The following is a 20,587-nucleotide window of genomic DNA, read 5'->3' on the forward strand; positions in this document are numbered from 1 at the left end:
GCCCGAACGCGCGCCAATCAGGCTCAGTTGGCGATGGCGAGCGTGACGATCCTGATGAGAACGAGCGCCGTCGCCAGGACGAGATAACCCCGCAAGACAATCATCCAGATTTTACTCGCCCGCGACATCCGAGCCGGGCCAAGCTGCAAAAGCGGCGGCATCCGCCACATCTCGCGGTTCCAGACCTTTGGGTCTTCGGTCGCCGCCGCCGGCCGCTTCAGGACGCCTGAAGCAACCGCCCCGATCAGAGCAAGAACTGACCCGCCCCCCAAGATGGCGAGGATCGCCGTCTCATTGATCCTCTCGGGGAACAACACAGACGCGGTCAGGATCACCGATAGCAGCACCAGCGCCACGATGACGGCGCCCGTGAAGATGTTGAGGCCGCGCGAATTGGCCCACGGACCAACGACCTGCCTGTCGTTGCACAGCAGCAGGAGAAACACGGTCGCGCTTGGCAGAAGCACGCCGGCGAGCGTCTGCACCGCATTGGTCAAGAGACCAAGCGGCGCATTCGGGGACAGGACGAGCGCGGCGGCGATAGCGATCAGCCCGCAATAGACGGCGTAGAATCCTTTCGCATCCTTCACTTTGCGATGCAGAGAATGGCGGATCGAAAAAACATCCCCGATGGCGTAAGCCGTCGAAAGCGACACCGCCGCCGCGCCGATAAGGCTCGCATCGATGAGGCCGATGGCGAAGAGCACACCGGCGATTTTGCCCGCATGCGCTTTGAGTCCCGCCGCCACGCCGGCTGCGTCGGTGAAATTGCCAAATTCCGGCCGGCCGGCGAAGGCCGCGGCGGTGAAGGCCATCATGGCCGCGGCGCCGATCACGACGAGGACGATGCCGAGCCAAAGATCGACGCGCTCATAGCGCATGAAGCGGGGCGTGATGCGCTTGTCGATGACATAGCTCTGCTGGAAAAAGAGCTGCCACGGCGCGACGGTCGTTCCGACGATGGCGATGACCAGCAGCATGACGTCGCTGAGCTTGCCGCCTGCCGGCAGCTGAGGAACGAACAGACCGTAGGCGATTTCGCCAAAGGGCGGGTGAGCCATGAAAAAAATCGGGACGAGCACGAGGCTGCCGGCGACAAGCGTCAGCGCGAAACGCTCGAACCGCCGGAAATCTCCGGTCCCGACCGCCCCCATCACCGCGACGGCCGAAAGCGCGACCCCAAGCCCCTTCGGCAGTCCGAGATAGCCAAGGCCCAGCGCGACGCCGATGAATTCCGTCACGATCGTCAAGGCGTTGAGGATGAAAAGGTCGATGACGCTGAAAGCGCCCCAGAATTTACCGAACCGCTCGAAGATCAGACGGGCGTGGCCAACTCCCGTCACCGCGCCAAGGCGCAGAACCATCTCCTGATTGACGTAGAGCACAGGGATCAGAAAAATCAGCGTCCAGAGCAGCGAAACGCCATAATTCTGGCCTGCCTGCGTGTAGACGCCGAATGCGCCCGCGTCATTGTCTCCGACCATCACGATGAGGCCAGGACCGAGGATCGCGAGCAAGGTCTGAAGTCGACGCTTCCAACCGCGCCGCGGGCCGGTGTCATGGTGAAGAATTGTTCCGAACGCGCCGCGAATATGGCCGACATGGGCCTCATCGAGCACGGCGGACCGCGCGGGGTTGTTGGCGACGTGGATCGTCATGGAGCCTCCTTGGCCGGGCCGGCGCGGAGGCGAGCCGCTCACGCGGCCATGACGCTCCTGCGCGCCTTTCGGCGATATTCGATGAAGTCAGGGTTTTGATGGGAGCGCCCGCCGCACGCCTCAAGGAACGCGACGGGCCTACTGGGGCCGTCTTTCACGTCGAACTCCTATGCTGCGGTGGATAATCGCGCGCCTTCGCCGCTGCCGCTCCCAACCTCTTTGGAGCGCCAGACGCGGCGCAGAGGGGATAGCGCGGCGCCGCGCGCCCCGGACAAATCTGCTCCGGCCGGCGGAGCAAAGGTCAAAACTGTGCTTGGGAGCTTTTTCATGGCTCGCCTCCAATCCTTGGTTTTTATCCAGGACCGGACACGCGAGCGCGCCGAGCCTTAAGGGCGCCTGGCGCTCACACGGGACTCCGGCCCGTAGACGTTCGCAATGCCTTTGGGCGACGGATCACAGCGCAACGCCGCGGCCGTACTGCCCGAGCTTCTACTGCCCATGTCTCTTTCGATCGTTGTGGAGAATCAGCTGGAACAACGTCCAGGCGATAGGTGCGAAATGATGCCTGCGGCGCGGTCTGTCAACCCACAAAAAACGCGCCATTCGTCGCGCCGGTTAGCAATTGATAACACTGAGGCTATAGTTTGGGCTTCCTGCGCCGGCCGCGACGGTTCGTTTCAAGGGTTGTGACGTGTCCATCATCCGCGGCTTCGACGCCGACAGACTGCTTGACCTCTGCCTCAGCCTTGTCATCGCCTTCCTGCTGGCGACCCTGATCGGCGCCGAACGCCAGTGGCGTCAGCGCAATGCGGGCCTGCGCACCAATGTGCTCGTGGCGGTTGGCGCCGCCGCCTTCGTCACGCTCGGCATGCGGATCAACGGACAGTCCGGCGCGACGCAGATCGCCGCTTATGTCGTCTCCGGCATCGGCTTTCTCGGCGCCGGCGTCATTATGAAGGACGGCGCGCAGATTTCCGGCCTGAACACCGCCGCGACGCTCTGGTGCTCGGCCGCCGTGGGCGCCCTTTGCGGCGTCGGGCTCGCGGCGGAGGCTGGCGTCCTGACGCTCGCGGTCCTCGCCGGCAACACGGCCTTACGCCCGCTCGTCAACGCTATAAACCGCGCGCCGCTCGATGAGCTGACTTCGGAGGCGACCTATGAAGTGCATGTCGCGACAAGTCCCGAAGGCGTCGGCGAGGTCCGCGACCTTGTCGCGGAGGCGCTCGAAAGAGCGAGCTATCCCGTGCGTCAGATCGAGGTTTTCGAGCGCTCGCCCGAGGTCAGCGAGATTGTCGCGACGCTGGTCAGCACGGCCGTCGATCCGGTCGAACTCGACGCCGTCGCGGGCGCCCTCGAGCAGTCGCCGCTGGTTTCTTATGCGAGCTGGTCTTCGAGCTCGACCGAATAGGGTTTGATCGGGCAAAGCAGAGACGGCAAAACGGAAGCAAGGGAGGCGGCGGAATGCCGGAAACGCAAATGCCGGGGCCCGGCATGTCCAAGGGCCGGATGGAAGCCTTTACCGATGGCGTCATCGCCATCATCATCACCATCATGGTGCTGGAACTGAAGGTTCCGGCGGGCCATGATCTCGCGGCGCTCGCGGCGAGCCTGCCGGTATTCCTCGCCTATGTCCTCAGCTACATCAATGTCGGTCTTTACTGGAACAACCATCATCATCTGATGCAGGCGGTCGAACGCGTGAACGGCCGCGCCCTCTGGGCCAATCTGTTCCTTCTGTTCTGGCTGTCGCTCGTGCCTTTCGTGATCCGCTGGATGGACGAGAGCGATTTCACCGCTTTGCCGACGGCGGCCTACGGCGTCGTGCTGGCGATGGCGGCGATCGGCTATTTCTGGCTGCAACGCGAAGTTATCGCCTGCAACGGCCCCGACTCGGTGCTCGCCGCGGCCATAGGCGAGGATCGCAAAGGCCATCTGTCGCTGGCGCTGTATATTCTCGCCATTCCGCTGGCTTTCATCTCGCCCTGGATCGCCATTGCCCTTTATGTCGCCGTGGCCGCCATGTGGTTCATCCCCGATCGACGAATTGAAAAGCTGGCTCAGGGGTAGGGAACGCTGCATTGAAAGTGAAAGCAATTGCTGTTCAAGGCGCGCTGATCTGGCGAGGATCATTCTGCGACACAGGATTCGAGCCCCGGCCGCACGATTTCAGAGAGGGATAAATGGACGATATCCACTATCGTGAATACAAGATCCTGCTGCGCCCGGAGCGCTTCTTCAATCCCTCGCAATTCGAAGTCTACTGGAAGAAGATCTGCGCCGTCGCCGAGCTGCACAAGGTCGGCGTCGAGACTTACAAGGACGCCTTCCATCGCCACGTCCGGGAAGTTCTGTTCTACGACACGGAAAACTCCGACCTTTATCGAAACGCCTTCATCCTGCGCAAACGCACCTTTTACACCGATGGCTGGCCGGATCCGGACCATGAGCTGACGTTCAAGTTCCGCCACCCGGACGTCAAGGTCGCAAGCGAGGTCGACGTCACGCCTTATATGGAGGCGAACGCCGCCATCAAATTCAAGGAGGAGATCCTGCCGCTGAAGGATCAGATCGGCGGCATGCGCAGCCTCTATTCGCATAATTGCGTGCTGATGACGCCCGCGCTCGAACTCGATCAGGGGCTGAAGCACATCGCCGGGGTGTTTCCCTGCATAGGCAAGCTCGCGGGCTCGCCCGGCGACGCCAGGGTCAGTCTCGTCAACAACCTGCCGGTGCAGGAGGTTCAGGTCAATGTCGGCGCTTTCGATTTCGGCCATGAGATGACCGCCAAAGCCACCATCTCGATATGGCGCAACCGCGCCACCGAGACGTCGCTCATCGGAGAATTCGCCTTTCAGGTAAAGTTCGACAATTACGACATCCTCCACGCCAAGCCCAAGGCGCGCTCGGAGGATTTTTTCAAGGACGTCCAGACGCACGCGCCGGATTGGGTGGCGCTCGGGACGACCAAGACCGCCGTGGTCTACGGTCTCGGCCGGAAAGATCCGGGCGGCCACGAATGAAAAAGACGCTGGCCGACCGCTCGAACCCAACGGTTCCGGCGCCGCTGCACGAGATCTTTTTCGCTTTCCTCATCATCGGCGCGACGAGTTTCGGCGGCGGAGTCGTCGCCTATCTGCGCGCGGCGCTGGTGACGCAGCGCGGCTGGCTCGACGAGGAGCGCTTCCTTTCGGCGCTCGAGATCGCGCAGGCGCTGCCGGGCCTCAACGCGACCAATATGAGCATCATCGTCGGCGACCGGCTTCGCGGCCCCGCCGGCGCCCTTCTCGCCTTCCTCGGCATGACGCTGCCAGGCGCGGCGCTGGTGATGACGCTCGGCGTGCTCTACGCGTCGAACGCGGGCAACCCCTATGTCAACGCCGCCCTGATCGGCGTCGGCGCCGCCGCCGTCGGCATGCTCGCGGCGGTGACGCTGCAGATCGGACGCAAGCAACTCGGGCGCCCCATCGACCTCGCCATCATCATCCTCACCGTGGTCATGGTGAGCGCGTTCCATATTTCTCTTGTGATCGTCATTTTGACCGTCGGACCGCTCGCCGTCGTCATCTACCGGCCGCGCCGCGCCGACGACAGCAAAACGGCGCCGGAGTAACAGCGCAATGGGAAGTCCCAATCTCAGCGTCTTTGCCGTCTTCTCGCTTCTATCGGTGCTGGCGGTCGGCGGCGGCTCGGCGGTGCTGCCGGAGATGAAGGCGCTGGTGGTGCATGGCCATCACTGGCTGACCGACGACCAGTTCCGCGACATCTACGGCCTCGGCCAGATGGCGCCCGGCCCAAACATGCTGATGGTCATGGTGATTGGCTATCACGTCACCGGATTTTTCGGGGCGTTCCTCGCTTTTCTCGGCTTCTTTTTGCCGGCGGGCCTCATTTCCTTTGCGGGGTCGCGAATCTGGGATCATTTCGAGGGTTCGCCATGGCGCCGCTCGCTTCAGGACGGCATGGCGCCGCTCGTCGTCGGGCTGATGACCGCCGGCGTCATATCCATCGGGCGCACGGCGATCGACGGCGCGGCGACGGTCGCGCTCGCGGCGGGAGTTTTCCTTGGCGTCGCCTTCGTCAAGCGCGTCAACCCATCGCTGTTCATCCTCGCCGGGGGCCTCATCGGCCTCGCAGCGCTCCGCTAGAGCATGACGCCGAAAAGTTGCAGACTTTTCGGGCCCACATCATGCGGTAAAACAAAGGCTTAAAGAGCGCTTTCCGATCGAATGGGGTCATTCGGTCGATCAGAAATCGCTCCAGAGTCAAAAGCTTGGAACATAACGCCGAGAAGTTGCCCGCCGCCGCGCTTAAATCTCGCACAATTGGGTGACCTGCTCCGGCAAGCCGCCGCCGATCGCCTCATAGCCCGCGACGCGCAGGGCGCCGCGCGCAGGGCTCATCGTCACGGCGAGCCTTGTGTAGGGATTGAGCACAGGCGGCTTCACCCAATCGAGGCCAGCGTCGGACAAAAGCCCGTTCCAGGCAGCGAGCGCGGCGCGGCGGGCGCCGCATCGCTCGGCGGCCTGCGCGAAGGTGGACGTCAGAAAATGCGAGGCCGCGATGCGCGCCTCCCACATCGGATGCGGCGGCGCCCAATCATTGGCCGCGCTCGTCTCATCCTCGCGCGTCGTAAAGCCGGTCTCGGTTCGCTCGATCACGCAGCGCTCGCCTTCGGCGCAGCCGATGAGCATGTAAATGACGGGCCGCGCCACCGGCGTTTTTTCCAGCACCTGCCTCGCCGCCCCATATGTTTCACACGCCTCGAACGCCCGGCGCAGCAACTGATCCGGCGGCATGTAGCGGATATTGATCCAGGTATGAACAGCGTTTGCCGCCATATCATAGGGGCGCAGCCACGGATGCCGGGTGCGGCGCCACATGGGCGCCTGGTTGATACAGGCGGCGAACCGGCGCGGCGCCATCGCCGTCAGCACGCCCGCATAGCCAGCCCAGGTGACGTTGAAATACTCCCCCGTGGGCCCCTCGGAGCGGACCACATCCGCATAGCGCCCAAGTCCGGGGAAAGGCCAATCGAGCGTGCGTGCGAGCCAGGGCGCTCCATGCTCTTCGCGCGCCAGCGCGGTGCAGCCCCATTGATACGAGCCGTTGAGCAACCAGACGCCGGAAAAGCCCAGCGTCGCCGCGATTTTCGCGATCTCCGCCACATAGGGCGAGCGTGATCGCGTCATCCAGCGGCGCGCGGCTCCGTCCAGTGCGGGCGCTAACGCCGCCGCCGTGCGGGGGAATGAGCCAAGGCAATCATCGCGCAGAGCGCGCGCGCGGGCTGGCGACAGGGCCGCGTGACGCGCGGGGCCGCCGTCGCCGACGTCGATGACGGGAACGGCCGCCATCCCGGAGCTCATGGACCGCCGGGCGTTCTGGGCGCCACGATGTTCGCCGCCATCGCATCTTCACGCATTTGCGTTCTCCCGCCGCATCCGCCGCGAAGAGTGTCGCGCTTCCGCATTCACTTGTCCAACGGAGCCTCTGGCGGGACGCATCGGCGTCGCGCCTCGAAAACTATCCCTCAAGGCCCAGCGCCGCCTTGACCTTATGCGAATAGCCATAAACGTCGTCGCGCAATTGCAGCCGGCCGAACTCGTCGACCTCGGCGGTGAAATATTCGATGTGAATCGGCAGCGGCTTCGCCAGATTGACGTAGCGCTCCTTGCCGCCGATGAGCTTTTTCACGTGATCCTCGCTCCAGCCCTTGCCGAGCACCGCCTCGGCGAAGCGGAACGGATCGTCGACCCGCACGCAGCCATGGCTGTAGGCCCGCTTGGCGGTGTCGAAGAGCGCCCGCGAAGGCGTATCGTGCAAATAGACGGCGTAATCATTCGGGAACATGAATTTGATGCGCCCGAGCGCGTTGCGCTCGCCCGGCGGCTGGCGCACCGTCAGTCTGCCGCCCTTCCAGATGGTCTCGTAGCCAAGGCTATGCAGATAGCCGGGGTTTGCCGCCAGCTTCGGCATCATCTCCTTTTTGATGATGGACTGCGGCACGTTCCAATAGGGATTGACGATCAGAAACTGCATCTTGTTGGAAAAGACAGGCGTCGGCGTCGCTTCTTTGCCAACGACGACGCGATTGCGCGACACCACCTCGCCATTTTCGATGACGGTGACCTCGAAATCAGGAATATTGACCTCGATCCGGCTGTCGCCCATGTCGCGCGGCATCCACCGCCAGCGCTCCATGTTGGCGATGATCTCCGCCTCGAGCTGCGCCGGCTCGCCGCCTGAAAGCAGCGCGATGGTGCGCGCGGTCAACCGGCCGGAGCCCGGCAGGCCATTGGCCTTCTGAAAATCCGCGACGGCGCTCGCCACCCTCGTGTCATAGACGAGCTCTTCGTCGGGCTCTTCCATCTCGCCGTCAAGGCTGAGCCTTGCGCGGATCAGCGGCACGCGTGGATCGCGCATCCCGACCTTGAGGGTCGGCCCGGCCGGAATGATGGCGCGCCGCGCGACGGGCGCGCGCTGACCGCGCAGTTCCGCCAGTTTGGCGCGCAGCGCCGCATAGCCCTTTTGTGGCGGATTGAAATTTTTGAGCGCGGCGCCAGCATCGGCGCCGGAGGAGGAAACAATCGCCAGAATAAGCGAAGGGTCGGCGAGCTCCGGCCGCGCCCCGATGAGCGGCGAAATCGCATGGGGATCGACGCGCGAGCCGCTGGCCTGCCGGCCATAGGCGACGACGGCTTCGCTCAAGGCGATGTCGGCGTTGGCGACTTCTTCGTCGGAGCCGCTGGCCGTGTAACGGACCGGCAGGCTCTTGATCGTCAAAGCGTCCTCGCTTGCACGGTCGAGCCGCTGCAGCGTCGAAGCCACTTCGGCGTCGGCTGCGCCCGCGTGCGACCAGAGCGGCGCGAAATCGCGCGCCGCGTAAAACGCCGCCACGGCTTCATGCTCCCTGCGGCGCGACGCGCCGGGGAAATGGTCGCGATCAAGTTTCAGCTGCGCTTCGAGAGCCGCCTTCACCGCCGCATTGAGCGGCGCCAGCGGCGGCGCTGCGACCGGCCCGCCCGGCGCCGGCGTGTCCGCGGCGACGGGCGCGGCATCGGCCGCGGGCGGCGGACCCGTCATTTTCGTCGCGTCTGGCGCGCCTTGCGCGTCGCCGAGCCCCTCAGTCGGGGCGGCCTGCGCCGGGTTCATGCTTTCGGGAAGGGCCGGGATGACGGGCGCCGGCTGGTCATCGTACTCCGGCGCGGCGGGTGGCTGCGGCGAGTCGACGGCCGGCAGCGGCAGCCTCTTGACTTGCGCCAGGGCGGCGAAGGCCTCGGGCGCGGGCTTTTTGGCGATGCGCCATGCGGCGGACCTGGCCAAAAAAGCGGGTTTCACACGCCGCCGGCTCGGCTGTGAGAGGGCTTCGCCTGAGCTTTGGCCCTGGACATGCAGATTGACGGGCGCCGCCACGCCGCCAGCGGCGTCAGCATTCGCCGCGCGCGCTGGCGCAGCCACAAGAGCGATCATCAGCGCCAAGGCCGATGCGCTTGTCAAACTGGCTGTCCCGATTTGCCGGCGCATCGTCGCAAACGACCTCATCAGATTATCTGCCGCGCGCAGGAAGCGGCGCGCCGGGCGATCGCCCTCTCCCCTGGATGTGGGCGATGTTTGACGTATTTCATCTCAATCGCCAAGAAAGGTCTCTACAAAATACGGTGACGCTCTCCCGTACGGCGGCGCACCCCCGCTCATGCGGCGTCTTCATCGCGCGGCTCGGCCGCGGCGTCGCCATCCGTCGAGCCCGGCTCCTCCGCGGTCAGCGCAAAGCCATATTCCTTCATCTTGCGGTAGAGCGTCGAGCGCCCGATGCCGAGCTTGCGCGCCATGGTCGTCATGCGGCCGCGGTAATGGGCGAGCGCAAAACGGATGGCCTCGGCCTCGAGCTGATCGAGCCGGCGCATCTCGCCGCCCTCATCGAGCAACGCCAGAACATTTTGGTCGCGCATTCCGGTGTGCGCCAATTCGGGCTCGCGCCGCGCCGGAAGAGGCGCCAGTTCCGGAAGTGGGGGAATGCGCACGTCGAAGCCTTGAACCTGCGCCGCGATCTGGGGAAATTCCGCGACGGTCAATTCATCGCCGTCGGCAAGGACCACGGCGCGAAAGACAGCGTTCTCCAATTGCCGGATATTGCCCGGCCAATCATAGGCGGCCAGCAAATTCAGCGTCTCCGCGCTGAGCCCGCGCAGCCGTTTACCCTCTTCCGCCGAAAAACGGGCGCAAAGGCGGCGCGCGAGATCGCCGATGTCGTCGCGGCGCTGGCGCAGCGTGGGAACGCCGATCGGATGCACGTTCAACCGATAATAAAGATCCTCGCGGAAACGGCCCGCCTTGACGAGTTCGATCAGATCTTGCTTCGTCGCCGAAATGACGCGGACATCGACCTTGACCGGGCGCTTTGACCCGACGGGATCGACCTCGCCATCGCGCAGCGCACGCAAAAGGCCGCCCTGCGCGCTCAGCGGCAGTTCGCCGATATCGTCGAGAAACAGCGCGCCGCCATGCGCTTCGACGAATTTGCCGGGCTGCTTCTCCTGCGCTCCCGCGAAGGCGCCCTTTTCGTGCCCAAACAAAAATGGCTCGATGAAATCGCCGGGAAGCGCGCCGCATTTCGCCATCACGAACGGGCGTCCGCGCCGGTCGGAAGCGCCATGAATCGCCCGCGCGACCAATTCCTTGCCGACCCCGGTTTCGCCTTCGAGCAGCACGGGAAGGGTCGATTTGGCGGCCCGCTCGCCGAGCCGCACGACGCGCTCCATTTCGGCGCTCCCGCCAGCGATGTCCCTGAACGATAAGGCCCCGCGCGCCTTGTCGCCGAGGCGGCGGACTTCGTCTTCGAGCGCGCCGAGGCGCAAGGCGTTCTTGATCGCGACCTGGAGACGCTCGGGGCCGACCGGCTTCACGACGAAATCGACGGCGCCGGCGCGCATCGCTGAAATGACCGCTTCGATCGACCCGTTCGTCGTCTGCACGACGACCGGAACCAACGCATTCTTGTCGCGCAGGCGCCCGAGAACGCCCATGCCGTCGAGGTCCGGCATGACAAGATCGAGAATCAGAAGGTCGATCGGCGGTTCGTTCGCCGCCGCCATTCGTTTGAGCGCCGCCTCGCCGCCCGGCGCCGTCTCGGCGCCATAGCCGAAACGATGAACCAGAACCTCAAGGAGCTGGCGTTGAACGGGATCGTCGTCGACGATCAGAATTCTCGGGGACATGAGGCCTCGCGCGCGGGCTGGCCCCGGCGCCTCGGGGAGAAGCGCCGGGAGAAGCCGGTCCACAAATCAAAGAGTGAGGCGATACGCCCCGTCGCAGCCCATGCTGGCCGATCAGGGTAAACGCGATGTTAACGAAGCGAAAAAAGACTTACGCAAACATCGCTGCGAAGGCGCGGGGCCGGCCGATCAATCATCCGGTTTCAAGCCCTGCGCCTTCCATCGGTTCCAGAGCGCGTTCCGATCGAGTGGAGTCAATCGATCGATCAGAAATCGCTCCAGATTCAAAAACCTGAGCATATCGTTGTCGATCAGATCGAACCGATCTGATCGGAATATGCTCCGGCGGCGGCGCGGCGCGCGCGCCTGCGACTAACGGCCCCCGCCGCCAAAATGCGTGAAGCGGTCGTCGTCATGGCCGCCTTCGCGCCCGCCCCGCAGCTCCGGCTGCACATAGGTCGGCAAGGTCACGCGGTAGACGAGGACGAGCGTATCGACATTGGCGCCCGTCGCATCCGCATAGGGCTGACCAACCATGCGGCCCTGCTGCGTGATGAAGTCATTGTCGCTGCCGACGAAGAGGAAATAATCATTCGGGGCCTTGCGATCGCCGACCGGCGCGAGGGCGAGACTTTCCCATTTCTCGTAAAGGTCGTTCGCATTGTTCGGCAGGCCATTGTGCAGGTTGAATTTGTTCAGCTGCGCATTGTCGTTGATGTCGAGGAACTTCTGATAGGCGGCCGGCGTGATGGCGCTGTTCAGCACGCCGAGCGGCGCGACCGATCCGCCTGTCTGGTCATAGACGCCGCCGGCGATATTGGTCGCCTTTGAGATGTCGATGAGGTCGACGCTGCGATAGACGGAGGCGGGCGAAGCAGCTGTGAATCCGGCGCTGCTATCGCGGGCGAGGACGAGGAACTGATGATCGTTCAAAGCCAGAAGCTCGCTTTGCGCGGCGGTGAGAAGCTTCGTCTTGGTCGTCGTCTGATCCTGATAGAGCGGCAGCTGCACGACATATTCGCCAACGAGCCTTGGCTTCTCGTCCCGCAGATCATAGGCGAGCAACCGCGTATTGTGACGCGTCGTCTTGACATTGGCCGGATCGAGATCCTGCGTCAGCGCGCTTTGCAGCAGAACGAAGAGCTTTTTGCGATCGGGGCTCATGGCCAGCCCCTCAAAGCCCTGATTGTCCTGCCGTCCGGCGACGGGCTTGCCGGGATCGGGATTGTAGGTCACGCCGATGGGCGGGCTGTCGGCCGAAAAGCTCTCGACGAGATTGCCCGAGGCGTCCTTGCGTTTCGGGATGAAGGCCTCCGGCGGCCGGATGACGTTGAGCAGCTTGCCGCCCAGCGTATAGTGATAGACATAGGGGCCATATTCGTCGCTGACCCAGACGGTGCCGTCACCGGGGTGAACCACGGCTTCATCGTCGACGCTGATGTGCCCGTCGGAGCCGATCGGCAGGTCCGGGAAGCGCCGGGTCGCGGGCTTCGCCGCGGCGGGGTCGAGGCCGGTCGTCTCGCCGCCATTGAACAGGACCGAGGAGCGATAGCGCAGCGACAGCTGATTCTGGCTGGCGGTGCTGGCGCCGTAGAACGGATTGAGCTTGATCTCGAACCGATGCAGCCGGCCGCGGAAATCGATCGTTCCCTGGGTGTTCCAGCCGCGATCGGGCAGCATGTAAAGCACGCCGCTATAGCCGCCGTCCCTGTCCTTTTGCCAGCTCGAAAGGTCGAGCGCCATGCCGGAGCCAAAGCCCCCGAGCGTCTCATTATATTCGTCGAGGGCGTTCGACGGGACGCGGGCGGCGCCGACGAGTCCCTTGTTGACGAAGGTCGCGCCTTCAAAGGCGACGGATTGAGCAAATGCGCCGCCTGCGCTGAAGGCGAGCAGCGCGATCGCCGCCGCGCCGCGGCGCATCCATACGCCAGGCGCTGCGTGAACGGGGGACTTAAGCTGGGTTTTCATGGCGTCTCCGGATTTATCCTGTGAAATGCAATCGCGGCGGCGCCGGTTGCGGCGCTCTGCAAGATCGGGCGAGACACTTAGGCTTGGCTCTGTGTCGGGCATATTACAAAGGCCGCGCTGGCGAGCCGCCGGACGGGAGCGCCTCACGGTTGATCTTGCCGCGTCCGCTCCGATATGAAGACAGCGGCCATCCTTCCCGCGCGCAAAGCCGCCGCCTCGTTAAAGATCAGGTCCGCCCATGTCCCCCATACGCTTTTTCCGGTCCATCGATAGCGTCCGCGCCGCGGCGGAAGCCGCGCGCCAAAGCGGCGAGCCAGTTGACCTTGGCGCCTTGCCGGAATGGAATCTCGCCGATCTTTACGCCGCTCCCGACGCCCCCGCCTTCACCGCCGATCTCAACTCTGCCGAGGCCGAGTGCAAAGCCTTCAGCGAGGCCTATCGCGGAAAGATCGAGGATCTCGCCAAGGATCAGAGCGGCGTCGCGCTCGCGGAAGCGGTGAAGCGCTATGAGGCGCTGGAAGAATTGCTCGGCCGCATCATGTCCTATGCCGGTCTCGTCTATGCCGGCGACACCTCGGACCCCGTCCGCTCCAAATTCTATGGCGACACACAGGAGAGAATGACCGCCGCCTCCTCGCATCTTTTATTTTTCGAACTCGAATTGAACCGGCTCGACGAAGGCGCGCTGGACAAGGCTCTATCCGAGGGACCGCTGGCGCATTACCGGCCGTGGATCGAGGACATCCGCAAAGGCAAGCCCTATCAGCTCGAAGACAAGCTCGAACAATTGTTCCACGAAAAATCCGTCACCGCCTATGGCGCGTGGAACCGGCTGTTCGACGAGACCATCACGGCGCTGCGCTTCGATGTCGACGGGCAGTCGCTGAGCATCGAGCCGGTGCTCAATCTCCTTCAGGATCAAAAAGAAGAGCTGCGCGAAAAGGCCGCCAAGGCGCTTGGCGGCGTTCTCAAGGAGAATGTGCGCACATTTACGCTGATCACCAACACGCTCGCCAAGGATAAGGAGATTTCCGATCGTTGGCGCGGCTTCAAGGACGTCGCGGATTCACGCCATCTCTCCAACCGGGTGGAGCGTGAGGTCGTGGATGCACTGGTCAGCGCGGTGCGCGCCGCCTATCCGCGCCTCTCCCACCGCTATTACAGGCTGAAGGCCAAGTGGTTCGGCAAGCCGGCGCTGAAATTCTGGGACCGCAACGCGCCGCTCCCCAATGTTCCGGCCAAAACCTACCCCTGGGACGCCGCGCGTGAAGCTGTGCTTGGCGCCTATGGCGATTTTTCTCCGAGGATGGCCGGCATCGCGAAACGCTTTTTCGACGAGCGCTGGATCGACGCGCCCGTGCGGCCGGGCAAAAGCCCCGGCGCTTTCGCCCATCCGACCGTGCCCTCGGCGCACCCTTATGTGCTGCTCAACTATCAGGGCAAGCCGCGCGATGTGATGACGCTCGCCCATGAACTCGGCCACGGCGTTCATCAGGTGCTGGCGGCTCACAATGGCGCCTTGATGGCGCCGACGCCGCTGACGCTGGCCGAAACCGCCTCGGTCTTCGGCGAGATGCTGACCTTCCGCGCCCTGCTCGCGAGGGCTGACACGGTCGCCGAGCGCCGCGCCATGCTGGCCTCAAAAGTGGAGGACATGCTGAATACCGTCGTGCGGCAGATCGCTTTCTATTCCTTCGAGCGCAAGGTGCATATCGAACGCCGCAACGGAGAGCTCACGGCCGAGCAGATCTGCGACTTCTGGATGAGCGAGCAGACCGAGAGCCTTGGGCCTTCGATCGAATTCACCGAGGATTACAGAGCCTATTGGGCCTATATTCCGCATTTCATCCATTCGCCTTTCTACGTCTACGCCTATGCGTTCGGCGATTGTCTCGTCAATTCGCTCTATGGCGTTTATCAGAAGGCGCAGGAAGGTTTCGCCGAACGCTATTTCGCTTTGCTGTCGGCGGGCGGCGCGAAGCCCTATGACGAGCTTCTGGCGCCTTTTGGCCTGGACGCGCGCGATCCCGCCTTCTGGCAGATCGGCCTTGGCATGATCGAGGGGCTGATCGCCGAACTGGAGGCGCTGGAGGGGAAGGCTTGACGTATTGAGCGGCGCTGGAACTGCCGTTCAGGCGCCCTCATCCCGAGAAGCCGCGACAGCGGCGTCTCGAAGAGTGAGAAGACGGTGCTCATCCGGGGGACGTACGAACCGGGTCCGGCCCTGCCATGCGTCACGCCGCGGCGGAAAATTCCTCGAAAGCGGCGATCGCATTGGCGGCGTACATCAAGGATGGGCCGCCGCCCATATAAACCGCCATCCCCAGCATTTCTTCGAGCTCAAGCTTGGTCACGCCGAGTTTCACCAAAGCCTGGACGTGAAAGCCGATGCAGGCGTCGCAGCGGGACGCGACCCCTAAAGCCAGCGCGATCAGCTCTTTCGTTTTTTTGTCAAGGGCGCCGTCCTGAGTTGCGGTGCGCGCCAGATCGCTGAAGCCCTTCATCACCTCGGGCAGATCGGCGCGCAAGGTGGCAAGGTTCTTGGAGACCCCCTGGGTCAGCTCCCGGTAAGTCGCGGCGGAAAGGCTCATGATGCATAAACTCCTGAGGCGCGGTTGCGAAAAGGCGCAGCCTTTTCAGATCGGATCACACGATGGCCACGCCGCCATCTTCCTCTTATATAATATATTGTGATATAATATATTGCAATAAAATATTTTATAGTATAATGATAGAAGGCATGAACGAGAGCAAGGCGTCGATCGACGTCGCAAAAATGCGGGGCGCCGCCCACGGCGCGACGGCCTTGCTGCGCGTCCTCGCCAACGAGGACCGGCTCTTGTTGTTGTGCCAGATGACAGAGGGCGAAAAATCAGTCGGCGAGCTGGAGACGCTGCTGGATATCCGCCAGCCGACGCTGTCGCAACAATTGGGCGTGCTGCGGACGGAGGGACTGGTGACGACGCGACGGGAAGGCAAGCGGATCTATTACGCCGTCGCCGACCCGAAGGTGTTGTCCGTGCTGAACGCTTTTTACGGGTTGTTCTGCCCGAAGGATTAGGGCGCGGGCGCGCGCTCTCGCGGCCGCGCGCTTACCGCACGAAGCCCAAAATATCCTTCACCGCCGCCATATTCTCCCGTGCGATCAGTTTGGCCCGCGCCGCGCCGTCCGTGAGCACGCCGTCGATATAGGCGGCGTCATCCTTGAGCCGCTTCATCTCCGCGCCGATCGGGCCGATTTTCGCCACCGCCAGATCGACCAGCGCCGATTTGAACGCCGAGAAATTGGCGCCGCCAAATGTCTTCAAGACCTCCGGCTTCGTCTCGCCGTTCAGGGCGGCATAGATGCCGACGAGATTGTCGGCCTCGGGGCGTTTCGCGAGGCCCTCGACATCCGACGGCAACGGCTCCGGATCGGTCTTCGCCTTTCGCACCTTCTGCGCGATGGCGTCGGCGTCGTCCGAAAGATTTATGCGCGAATAGTCGGAAGGGTCCGATTTCGACATTTTCTTCGCGCCGTCGCGCAGGCTCATCACACGCGTCGCCGGGCCTTGAATGAGAGGCTCAGGCAGCGGGAAAAAAGCCTCGCCATGACCATTGGCCGCGATCGAGGCGGCGTAGTCGAGATTGAACTTCTGCGCAATATCGCGCGCGAGCTCAAGGTGCTGCTTCTGGTCCTCGCCGACCGGCACATGGGTTGCGCGGTAGAGCAGGATGTCGGCCGCCATCAGGCACGGATAGGCGTAAAGCCCGACCGAGGCGTTCTCGCGGTCCTTGCCGGCCTTCTCCTTGAACTGCGTCATGCGGTTCAGCCAGCCCATGCGCGCGACGCAATTGAACACCCAGGCGAGCTCCGCGTGCTCGGCGACCTGGCTCTGGTTGAAGATGATATGCTGCCTCGGATCGACGCCGGACGCGATGAAGGCCGCCGTCACCTCCCTTATGCTCGCCTTCAGCTCGAGAGGGTTTTGCGGCACGGTGATGGCGTGCAGATCGACGACGCAATAGATGCAGTCATGCGTGCGCTGCAATTCGACGAATTTGACGATCGCGCCGAGATAATTGCCAAGGTGCAGGTTGCCCGTCGGCTGGACGCCGGAAAAAACCCGTTCTGCGAATTGCGCCATGTGCGAGGGCTCCCGGCGATTGACATTTTTCCACGAAGGCGCCGGGCTATCGCAAGGATTTGCCGTCAAGGCAAGCGCCCCGGCAAAAAGGCCGCTCAAATCCGAGCCGGACGCCCTTTGATGAAACGGCTGATTAAAGAATAAACCGGCTGAGATCCGCGTTTTTCGCCAGATCGCCGATGTTTTTCTCCACAAAAGCCGCGTCGATGATGATTTTCTCGCCGAAGCGGTCCGCCGCCGTGAAGCTGACGTCATCCAGCACGCGCTCCATGACCGTCTGCAGCCGCCGCGCGCCGATATTCTCAACGGAGGAATTGACCTGCGCCGCGATCTTTGCCAGCGCATTGACGGCGTCCGGCGTAAAAACCAGTTCGACGCCTTCCGTGCGCAGCAGCGCCTCATATTGCTTGATGAGGCTGACCTCCGTCTCGGTCAGAATGCGGCGGAAATCATCCTCCGTCAGCGGCGCAAGCTCGACCCGGATCGGCAGACGCCCCTGCAATTCCGGCAAAAGGTCCGAAGGTTTCGACACATGGAAGGCGCCAGAGGCGATGAACAGGATATGGTCGGTTTTCACCACGCCATGCTTGGTCGGAACGCTCGCGCCCTCGATCAGCGGCAACAGGTCGCGCTGCACGCCTTCGCGCGAAACATCGGCGCCGCCACGCCCCTCCCGCACGCAGATCTTGTCGATCTCGTCGAGGAAGACGATGCCGTTGTTCTCGACCTCCTCGATCGCTTCACGCACCACTGCGTCCTGATCGACGAGCTTGTCGCTCTCCTCGGTGATCAGGGGGGCCGTGGCGTCCTTCACGGTGGTGCGGCGCGGCTTGGCGCCCTTGCCAAGCGCCTTGCCAAAGATATCGCCGATCGAGATGGCGCCGATCTGCGAGCCAGGCATGTTGGGCAATTCAAACATCGGCAGGGACGACCCGCCCCCTTGCGCGAGTTCGATCTCGATTTCCTTGTCGTCGAGTTCGCCGGCGCGCAGCTTTTTGCGAAAACTGTCGCGCGTCGCGGGCGAGGAGCCAGGACCGACGAGCGCGTCGAGAAGCCGGTCTTCCGCCGCGAGTTCGGCTTTGGCGCGGACAAGCTTCCGTTTTTCATCCCGGATCATCGCAATCGCCGTCTCGACGAGGTCGCGGATGATCTGCTCGACATCGCGGCCGACATAGCCGACTTCGGTGAATTTCGTCGCCTCGACCTTTAAAAAGGGCGCCCCTGCGAGCTTGGCGAGGCGGCGCGAAATCTCCGTCTTGCCGCAGCCCGTGGGGCCGATCATCAAAATATTCTTGGGGAGAACTTCATCGCGCATAGAACCTTCGAGGCGCAGGCGGCGCCAGCGATTGCGCAAAGCGATGGCGACCGCGCGCTTGGCGTCGTGCTGCCCGACGATGAAACGGTCGAGTTCGGAAACGATCTCGCGAGGAGAAAAATCGGTCATAACAGCCCAATCATCGGCAAAGCTTCTCGATCCTGCCCGAACCTCAGTTTGAGGCAATCGATTCGATCACGAGGTTGCGGTTGGTGTATACGCAAATCTCCGAGGCGATCTCCAGCGAGCGCCGCGCGATCGCCTCGGCCTCGAGGTCGGTCGCGAGCAAGGCCCGCGCGGCGGCGAGCGCGTAATTGCCTCCCGAACCAATGCCCATCACCGATCCGCGCTCGGTCGCTTCCGGCTCCAGAACGTCGCCATTGCCGGTGAGCACCAGCGCCGTCTGCTTGTCGGCGACGAGCATCATCGCCTCCAGCCGGCGCAGATAGCGATCGGTGCGCCAGTCTTTTGCGAGTTCGACGCAGGAGCGCATGAGTTGGCCGGGGTACTGCTCCAGCTTGGCCTCAAGCCGCTCGAACAGGGTGAAGGCGTCGGCGGTCGCGCCTGCGAAACCGCCGATGACTTCGCCCTTGGCGAGCCGGCGCACCTTTTTGGCGTTGCCCTTGACGATGGTCTGCCCGATCGAGACCTGACCGTCGCCGCCGATGACCGTGCGGCCGTCTTTCTTGACCAGGATGATCGTCGTCGCGTGCCAGGAGTCGCGAGATGAGTCCGAACCGGACGGGAATTGCTGCATTTTTGGGTTTTCTGTGGAGGGGCCGGTTTGGCCGGGAAGCCTACTCCCATCTATGGGTTCGCCGGAGCGGATGCAAGAGAGAGCGGCCGCGGGGTAGTGGGTCAGTTTGAAATTGTTTCGACCGCTTAGTGACCGTGTTTTTGCTCGCGCCCGTAAGGCGAGTCACAGCGCGGATTGACTGGCCTTCGCAAAGAAAGTGAAGAATGCGGGTACGATCTTCGGCGGCCAGCTTGTTCATTTATGCGTGCTCCAATGCACGCATATTGACACATAATTCGTATGCGTGCAATAGTCCATGCGTGCATTTCGCACGCATGGAGAAGAATATGACCGATCCTGCGGATGAAGAACGCGAGGAAGGCCGGGCCAAGGGCGGCCACGCGCGCGCCGCCTCACTTAGCGCCGAAGAGCGGAGCGAGAGCGCAAGAAAGGCAGCCGCTGCGCGTTGGGCGAAGCCCGAATTGCCTGCAACAATCGACGGCGACGACACCGAATTGGAAGCCTTCGGACCAGAAGAATTGCTCGAGCCGATTCCCGCGATGCCGATTGCGCGATGGCGCGGAAGCTTGAATATCGTTGGTCTCGAGGTGCCGTGCTATGTCCTTGACGACGGACAAAAAATCATCGGGCGCACATCAGCAACCGAGCTCCTGACTGGAATTAAAGGGGGCGGCGCCCTCGAGAAATACATAGCAGTAAAAGCGCTAGAGCCATTTATAGACAAGGACTTAGTGCTCGAGAGGTTTGTGCCGTTTCGGCTACTTGAGGTCGAGGGGCTCGAGAAAGCCGTCAAAGGCTTGCCTGCCGATCTGATGATTGAGGTCTGCCAAGGGTTCGTTGCTGCTCTCCAGTCCTCATTCGACCCGAACTCAAAGCTTCCAAAGCTGACAGACCGCCAGATGCAGATGGCAATGAAGGCCAGCGCTTTCTTGTCAGCGTGCGCTAAAATTGGCCTCGAGGCTCTTATTGATGAAGCAACGGGCTACCAATACGTCAGGGCGGAAGACGCGCTTCAGGTGAAGCTTCGCGCATTCATAGCTGACGAGTTGCGAGCTTGGGAAAAGACTTTCCCTGACGAGTTATGGGCAGAGTTTGGAAGGCTTACGGGCTGGAAGGGCAGTCTGAAAAGCCGGCCGAAATGGTGGGGTAAGCTTGTTATTGAGATGATTTACGACACGTTGGACCCCGACGTGGCAGAATATCTTAAAAGCAACAAACCGCCGCCCGGCGTCCGCTGGCATCGCCAACTAACTGAAAACCTCGGCGTCCGTGCGCTCGTCTCTCGATGCTTCGAGGTCGTTGGGATGGCAAAAGATTGTACCGACATGAGGCAATTGCGCGAGAAAGTTGCTCGCCACTACGGGCGAAGAATGGTCCAATTCACCCTTTCTTTGCCGATGCCAGACGCGAAATAGTCTTGGACTTTGCTTGGTGGGCGTTCTTCGACGGCCGCCTCTCGGCAATTGGAATTTCGGACACCTGCCCGCTGGCCACGTCCACGATGAACTTTGCTAATTGGCTCGGATCGCGAGGGCACTTGAGCGTTTTGGTCA

17 protein-coding genes and 1 pseudogene are annotated in these 20,587 nt (G+C 62.8%); 8 read left to right on the top strand and 10 right to left on the bottom strand.

Going from position 1 to position 20,587, the window contains the following annotated elements:
* Nucleotides 1-23: 23 nt before the first annotated feature.
* On the bottom strand, nt 24-1,658 hold the full coding sequence (locus SIN04_RS14830; RefSeq protein WP_134490404.1) for an NRAMP family divalent metal transporter: 1,635 nt from the start codon (nt 1,656-1,658) through the stop codon (nt 24-26).
* A 691-nt stretch (nt 1,659-2,349) separates the two neighbouring features.
* On the opposite strand from SIN04_RS14830, the gene SIN04_RS14835 reads away from it, so the two are divergent.
* The 5 genes from SIN04_RS14835 to SIN04_RS14855 all read left to right on the top strand — a co-directional run bounded on the left by SIN04_RS14835 (nt 2,350) and on the right by SIN04_RS14855 (nt 5,803).
* A complete protein-coding gene (locus tag SIN04_RS14835) occupies nt 2,350-3,066 on the top strand; it encodes an MgtC/SapB family protein (protein WP_134490406.1) in 717 nt (238 codons plus the stop codon).
* 53 nt (nt 3,067-3,119) lie between these two features.
* Complete coding sequence (locus tag SIN04_RS14840) at nt 3,120-3,725, top strand: TMEM175 family protein (RefSeq protein WP_244605825.1); 606 nt, start codon at nt 3,120-3,122, stop codon at nt 3,723-3,725.
* Between the two features lie 113 nt (nt 3,726-3,838).
* On the top strand, nt 3,839-4,678 hold the full coding sequence (locus SIN04_RS14845; RefSeq protein ID WP_341264016.1) for a hypothetical protein: 840 nt from the start codon (nt 3,839-3,841) through the stop codon (nt 4,676-4,678).
* The gene (locus SIN04_RS14850; RefSeq protein ID WP_134490410.1) at nt 4,675-5,268 is read left to right on the top strand and encodes a chromate transporter; all 594 of its coding nucleotides are present in this window, start codon (nt 4,675-4,677) and stop codon (nt 5,266-5,268) included. The genes SIN04_RS14845 and SIN04_RS14850 overlap by 4 nt, the downstream gene beginning before the upstream one ends.
* A 7-nt stretch (nt 5,269-5,275) precedes the next feature.
* A complete protein-coding gene (locus SIN04_RS14855; protein ID WP_134490412.1) occupies nt 5,276-5,803 on the top strand; it encodes a chromate transporter in 528 nt (175 codons plus the stop codon).
* 162 nt (nt 5,804-5,965) lie between these two features.
* On the opposite strand, the gene SIN04_RS14860 is transcribed toward SIN04_RS14855, so the two are convergent.
* From SIN04_RS14860 to SIN04_RS14875, 4 genes are all read right to left on the bottom strand, one after another.
* On the bottom strand, nt 5,966-7,009 hold the full coding sequence (locus tag SIN04_RS14860) for a hypothetical protein (protein ID WP_134490414.1): 1,044 nt from the start codon (nt 7,007-7,009) through the stop codon (nt 5,966-5,968).
* Between the two features lie 169 nt (nt 7,010-7,178).
* Entirely contained in the window at nt 7,179-9,125 is a 1,947-nt protein-coding gene (locus SIN04_RS14865; RefSeq protein ID WP_166795948.1) for a L,D-transpeptidase family protein, read from the bottom strand.
* 221 nt (nt 9,126-9,346) lie between these two features.
* Nucleotides 9,347-10,870 carry a sigma-54-dependent transcriptional regulator gene (locus SIN04_RS14870; protein ID WP_134490418.1) on the bottom strand — a complete coding sequence of 508 codons (1,524 nt, stop codon included), beginning with the start codon at nt 10,868-10,870 and terminating at the stop codon, nt 9,347-9,349.
* Between the two features lie 369 nt (nt 10,871-11,239).
* Nucleotides 11,240-12,835 (bottom strand): esterase-like activity of phytase family protein, encoded by a 1,596-nt coding sequence (locus SIN04_RS14875; RefSeq protein WP_341264017.1) that lies wholly within the window; start codon nt 12,833-12,835, stop codon nt 11,240-11,242.
* 238 nt (nt 12,836-13,073) lie between these two features.
* Between SIN04_RS14875 and SIN04_RS14880 the strand changes: the two genes are divergently transcribed.
* Nucleotides 13,074-14,939, top strand: coding sequence for a M3 family oligoendopeptidase (locus tag SIN04_RS14880; RefSeq protein WP_341264018.1), 1,866 nt, complete (start codon nt 13,074-13,076; stop codon nt 14,937-14,939).
* Nucleotides 14,940-15,069: 130 nt separating this feature from the next.
* Here SIN04_RS14880 and SIN04_RS14885 read toward each other — a convergent pair whose 3' ends face one another.
* Nucleotides 15,070-15,426 carry a carboxymuconolactone decarboxylase family protein gene (locus tag SIN04_RS14885; protein ID WP_174514163.1) on the bottom strand — a complete coding sequence of 119 codons (357 nt, stop codon included), beginning with the start codon at nt 15,424-15,426 and terminating at the stop codon, nt 15,070-15,072.
* Nucleotides 15,427-15,575: 149 nt separating this feature from the next.
* Between SIN04_RS14885 and SIN04_RS14890 the strand changes: the two genes are divergently transcribed.
* The gene (locus SIN04_RS14890; protein ID WP_134490422.1) at nt 15,576-15,896 is read left to right on the top strand and encodes an ArsR/SmtB family transcription factor; all 321 of its coding nucleotides are present in this window, start codon (nt 15,576-15,578) and stop codon (nt 15,894-15,896) included.
* A 31-nt stretch (nt 15,897-15,927) separates the two neighbouring features.
* Here SIN04_RS14890 and trpS read toward each other — a convergent pair whose 3' ends face one another.
* The 4 genes and pseudogenes from trpS to SIN04_RS20280 all read right to left on the bottom strand — a co-directional run.
* Nucleotides 15,928-16,962, bottom strand: a complete 1,035-nt coding sequence (trpS, locus tag SIN04_RS14895) for a tryptophan--tRNA ligase (protein WP_134490424.1) — start codon at nt 16,960-16,962, stop codon at nt 15,928-15,930.
* A 133-nt stretch (nt 16,963-17,095) separates the two neighbouring features.
* Nucleotides 17,096-18,406, bottom strand: coding sequence for an ATP-dependent protease ATPase subunit HslU (hslU, locus tag SIN04_RS14900; RefSeq protein WP_134490426.1), 1,311 nt, complete (start codon nt 18,404-18,406; stop codon nt 17,096-17,098).
* A gap of 43 nt (nt 18,407-18,449) precedes the next feature.
* The gene (gene hslV, locus SIN04_RS14905; protein WP_134490428.1) at nt 18,450-19,034 is read right to left on the bottom strand and encodes an ATP-dependent protease subunit HslV; all 585 of its coding nucleotides are present in this window, start codon (nt 19,032-19,034) and stop codon (nt 18,450-18,452) included.
* Nucleotides 19,035-19,158: 124 nt separating this feature from the next.
* Nucleotides 19,159-19,272 (bottom strand): annotated as a pseudogene (locus SIN04_RS20280) (IS1 family transposase); the annotation flags it as partial.
* An 88-nt stretch (nt 19,273-19,360) separates the two neighbouring features.
* On the opposite strand from SIN04_RS20280, the gene SIN04_RS14910 reads away from it, so the two are divergent.
* Nucleotides 19,361-20,449 (top strand): P63C domain-containing protein, encoded by a 1,089-nt coding sequence (locus tag SIN04_RS14910; RefSeq protein WP_341264019.1) that lies wholly within the window; start codon nt 19,361-19,363, stop codon nt 20,447-20,449.
* Nucleotides 20,450-20,587 lie beyond the last annotated feature (138 nt).

This window comes from Methylocella tundrae (assembly GCF_038024855.1).
Classification (GTDB): Bacteria; Pseudomonadota; Alphaproteobacteria; order Rhizobiales; family Beijerinckiaceae; genus Methylocapsa; species Methylocapsa tundrae.

Coding starts and splice junctions, on each gene's coding strand:
- SIN04_RS14830 (WP_134490404.1), bottom strand. CDS start 1,658: ATGACGATCCACGTCGCCAACAACCCCGCGCGGTCCGCCGTGCTCGAT.
- trpS (WP_134490424.1), bottom strand. CDS start 16,962: ATGGCGCAATTCGCAGAACGGGTTTTTTCCGGCGTCCAGCCGACGGGC.
- SIN04_RS14875 (WP_341264017.1), bottom strand. CDS start 12,835: ATGAAAACCCAGCTTAAGTCCCCCGTTCACGCAGCGCCTGGCGTATGG.
- SIN04_RS14855 (WP_134490412.1), top strand. CDS start 5,276: ATGGGAAGTCCCAATCTCAGCGTCTTTGCCGTCTTCTCGCTTCTATCG.
- SIN04_RS14860 (WP_134490414.1), bottom strand. CDS start 7,009: ATGGCGGCCGTTCCCGTCATCGACGTCGGCGACGGCGGCCCCGCGCGT.
- SIN04_RS14870 (WP_134490418.1), bottom strand. CDS start 10,870: ATGTCCCCGAGAATTCTGATCGTCGACGACGATCCCGTTCAACGCCAG.
- SIN04_RS14885 (WP_174514163.1), bottom strand. CDS start 15,426: ATGAGCCTTTCCGCCGCGACTTACCGGGAGCTGACCCAGGGGGTCTCC.
- SIN04_RS14850 (WP_134490410.1), top strand. CDS start 4,675: ATGAAAAAGACGCTGGCCGACCGCTCGAACCCAACGGTTCCGGCGCCG.
- SIN04_RS14910 (WP_341264019.1), top strand. CDS start 19,361: ATGACCGATCCTGCGGATGAAGAACGCGAGGAAGGCCGGGCCAAGGGC.
- SIN04_RS14845 (WP_341264016.1), top strand. CDS start 3,839: ATGGACGATATCCACTATCGTGAATACAAGATCCTGCTGCGCCCGGAG.
- hslU (WP_134490426.1), bottom strand. CDS start 18,406: ATGACCGATTTTTCTCCTCGCGAGATCGTTTCCGAACTCGACCGTTTC.
- SIN04_RS14840 (WP_244605825.1), top strand. CDS start 3,120: ATGCCGGAAACGCAAATGCCGGGGCCCGGCATGTCCAAGGGCCGGATG.
- hslV (WP_134490428.1), bottom strand. CDS start 19,034: ATGCAGCAATTCCCGTCCGGTTCGGACTCATCTCGCGACTCCTGGCAC.
- SIN04_RS14890 (WP_134490422.1), top strand. CDS start 15,576: ATGAACGAGAGCAAGGCGTCGATCGACGTCGCAAAAATGCGGGGCGCC.
- SIN04_RS14880 (WP_341264018.1), top strand. CDS start 13,074: ATGTCCCCCATACGCTTTTTCCGGTCCATCGATAGCGTCCGCGCCGCG.
- SIN04_RS14865 (WP_166795948.1), bottom strand. CDS start 9,125: ATGATCGCTCTTGTGGCTGCGCCAGCGCGCGCGGCGAATGCTGACGCC.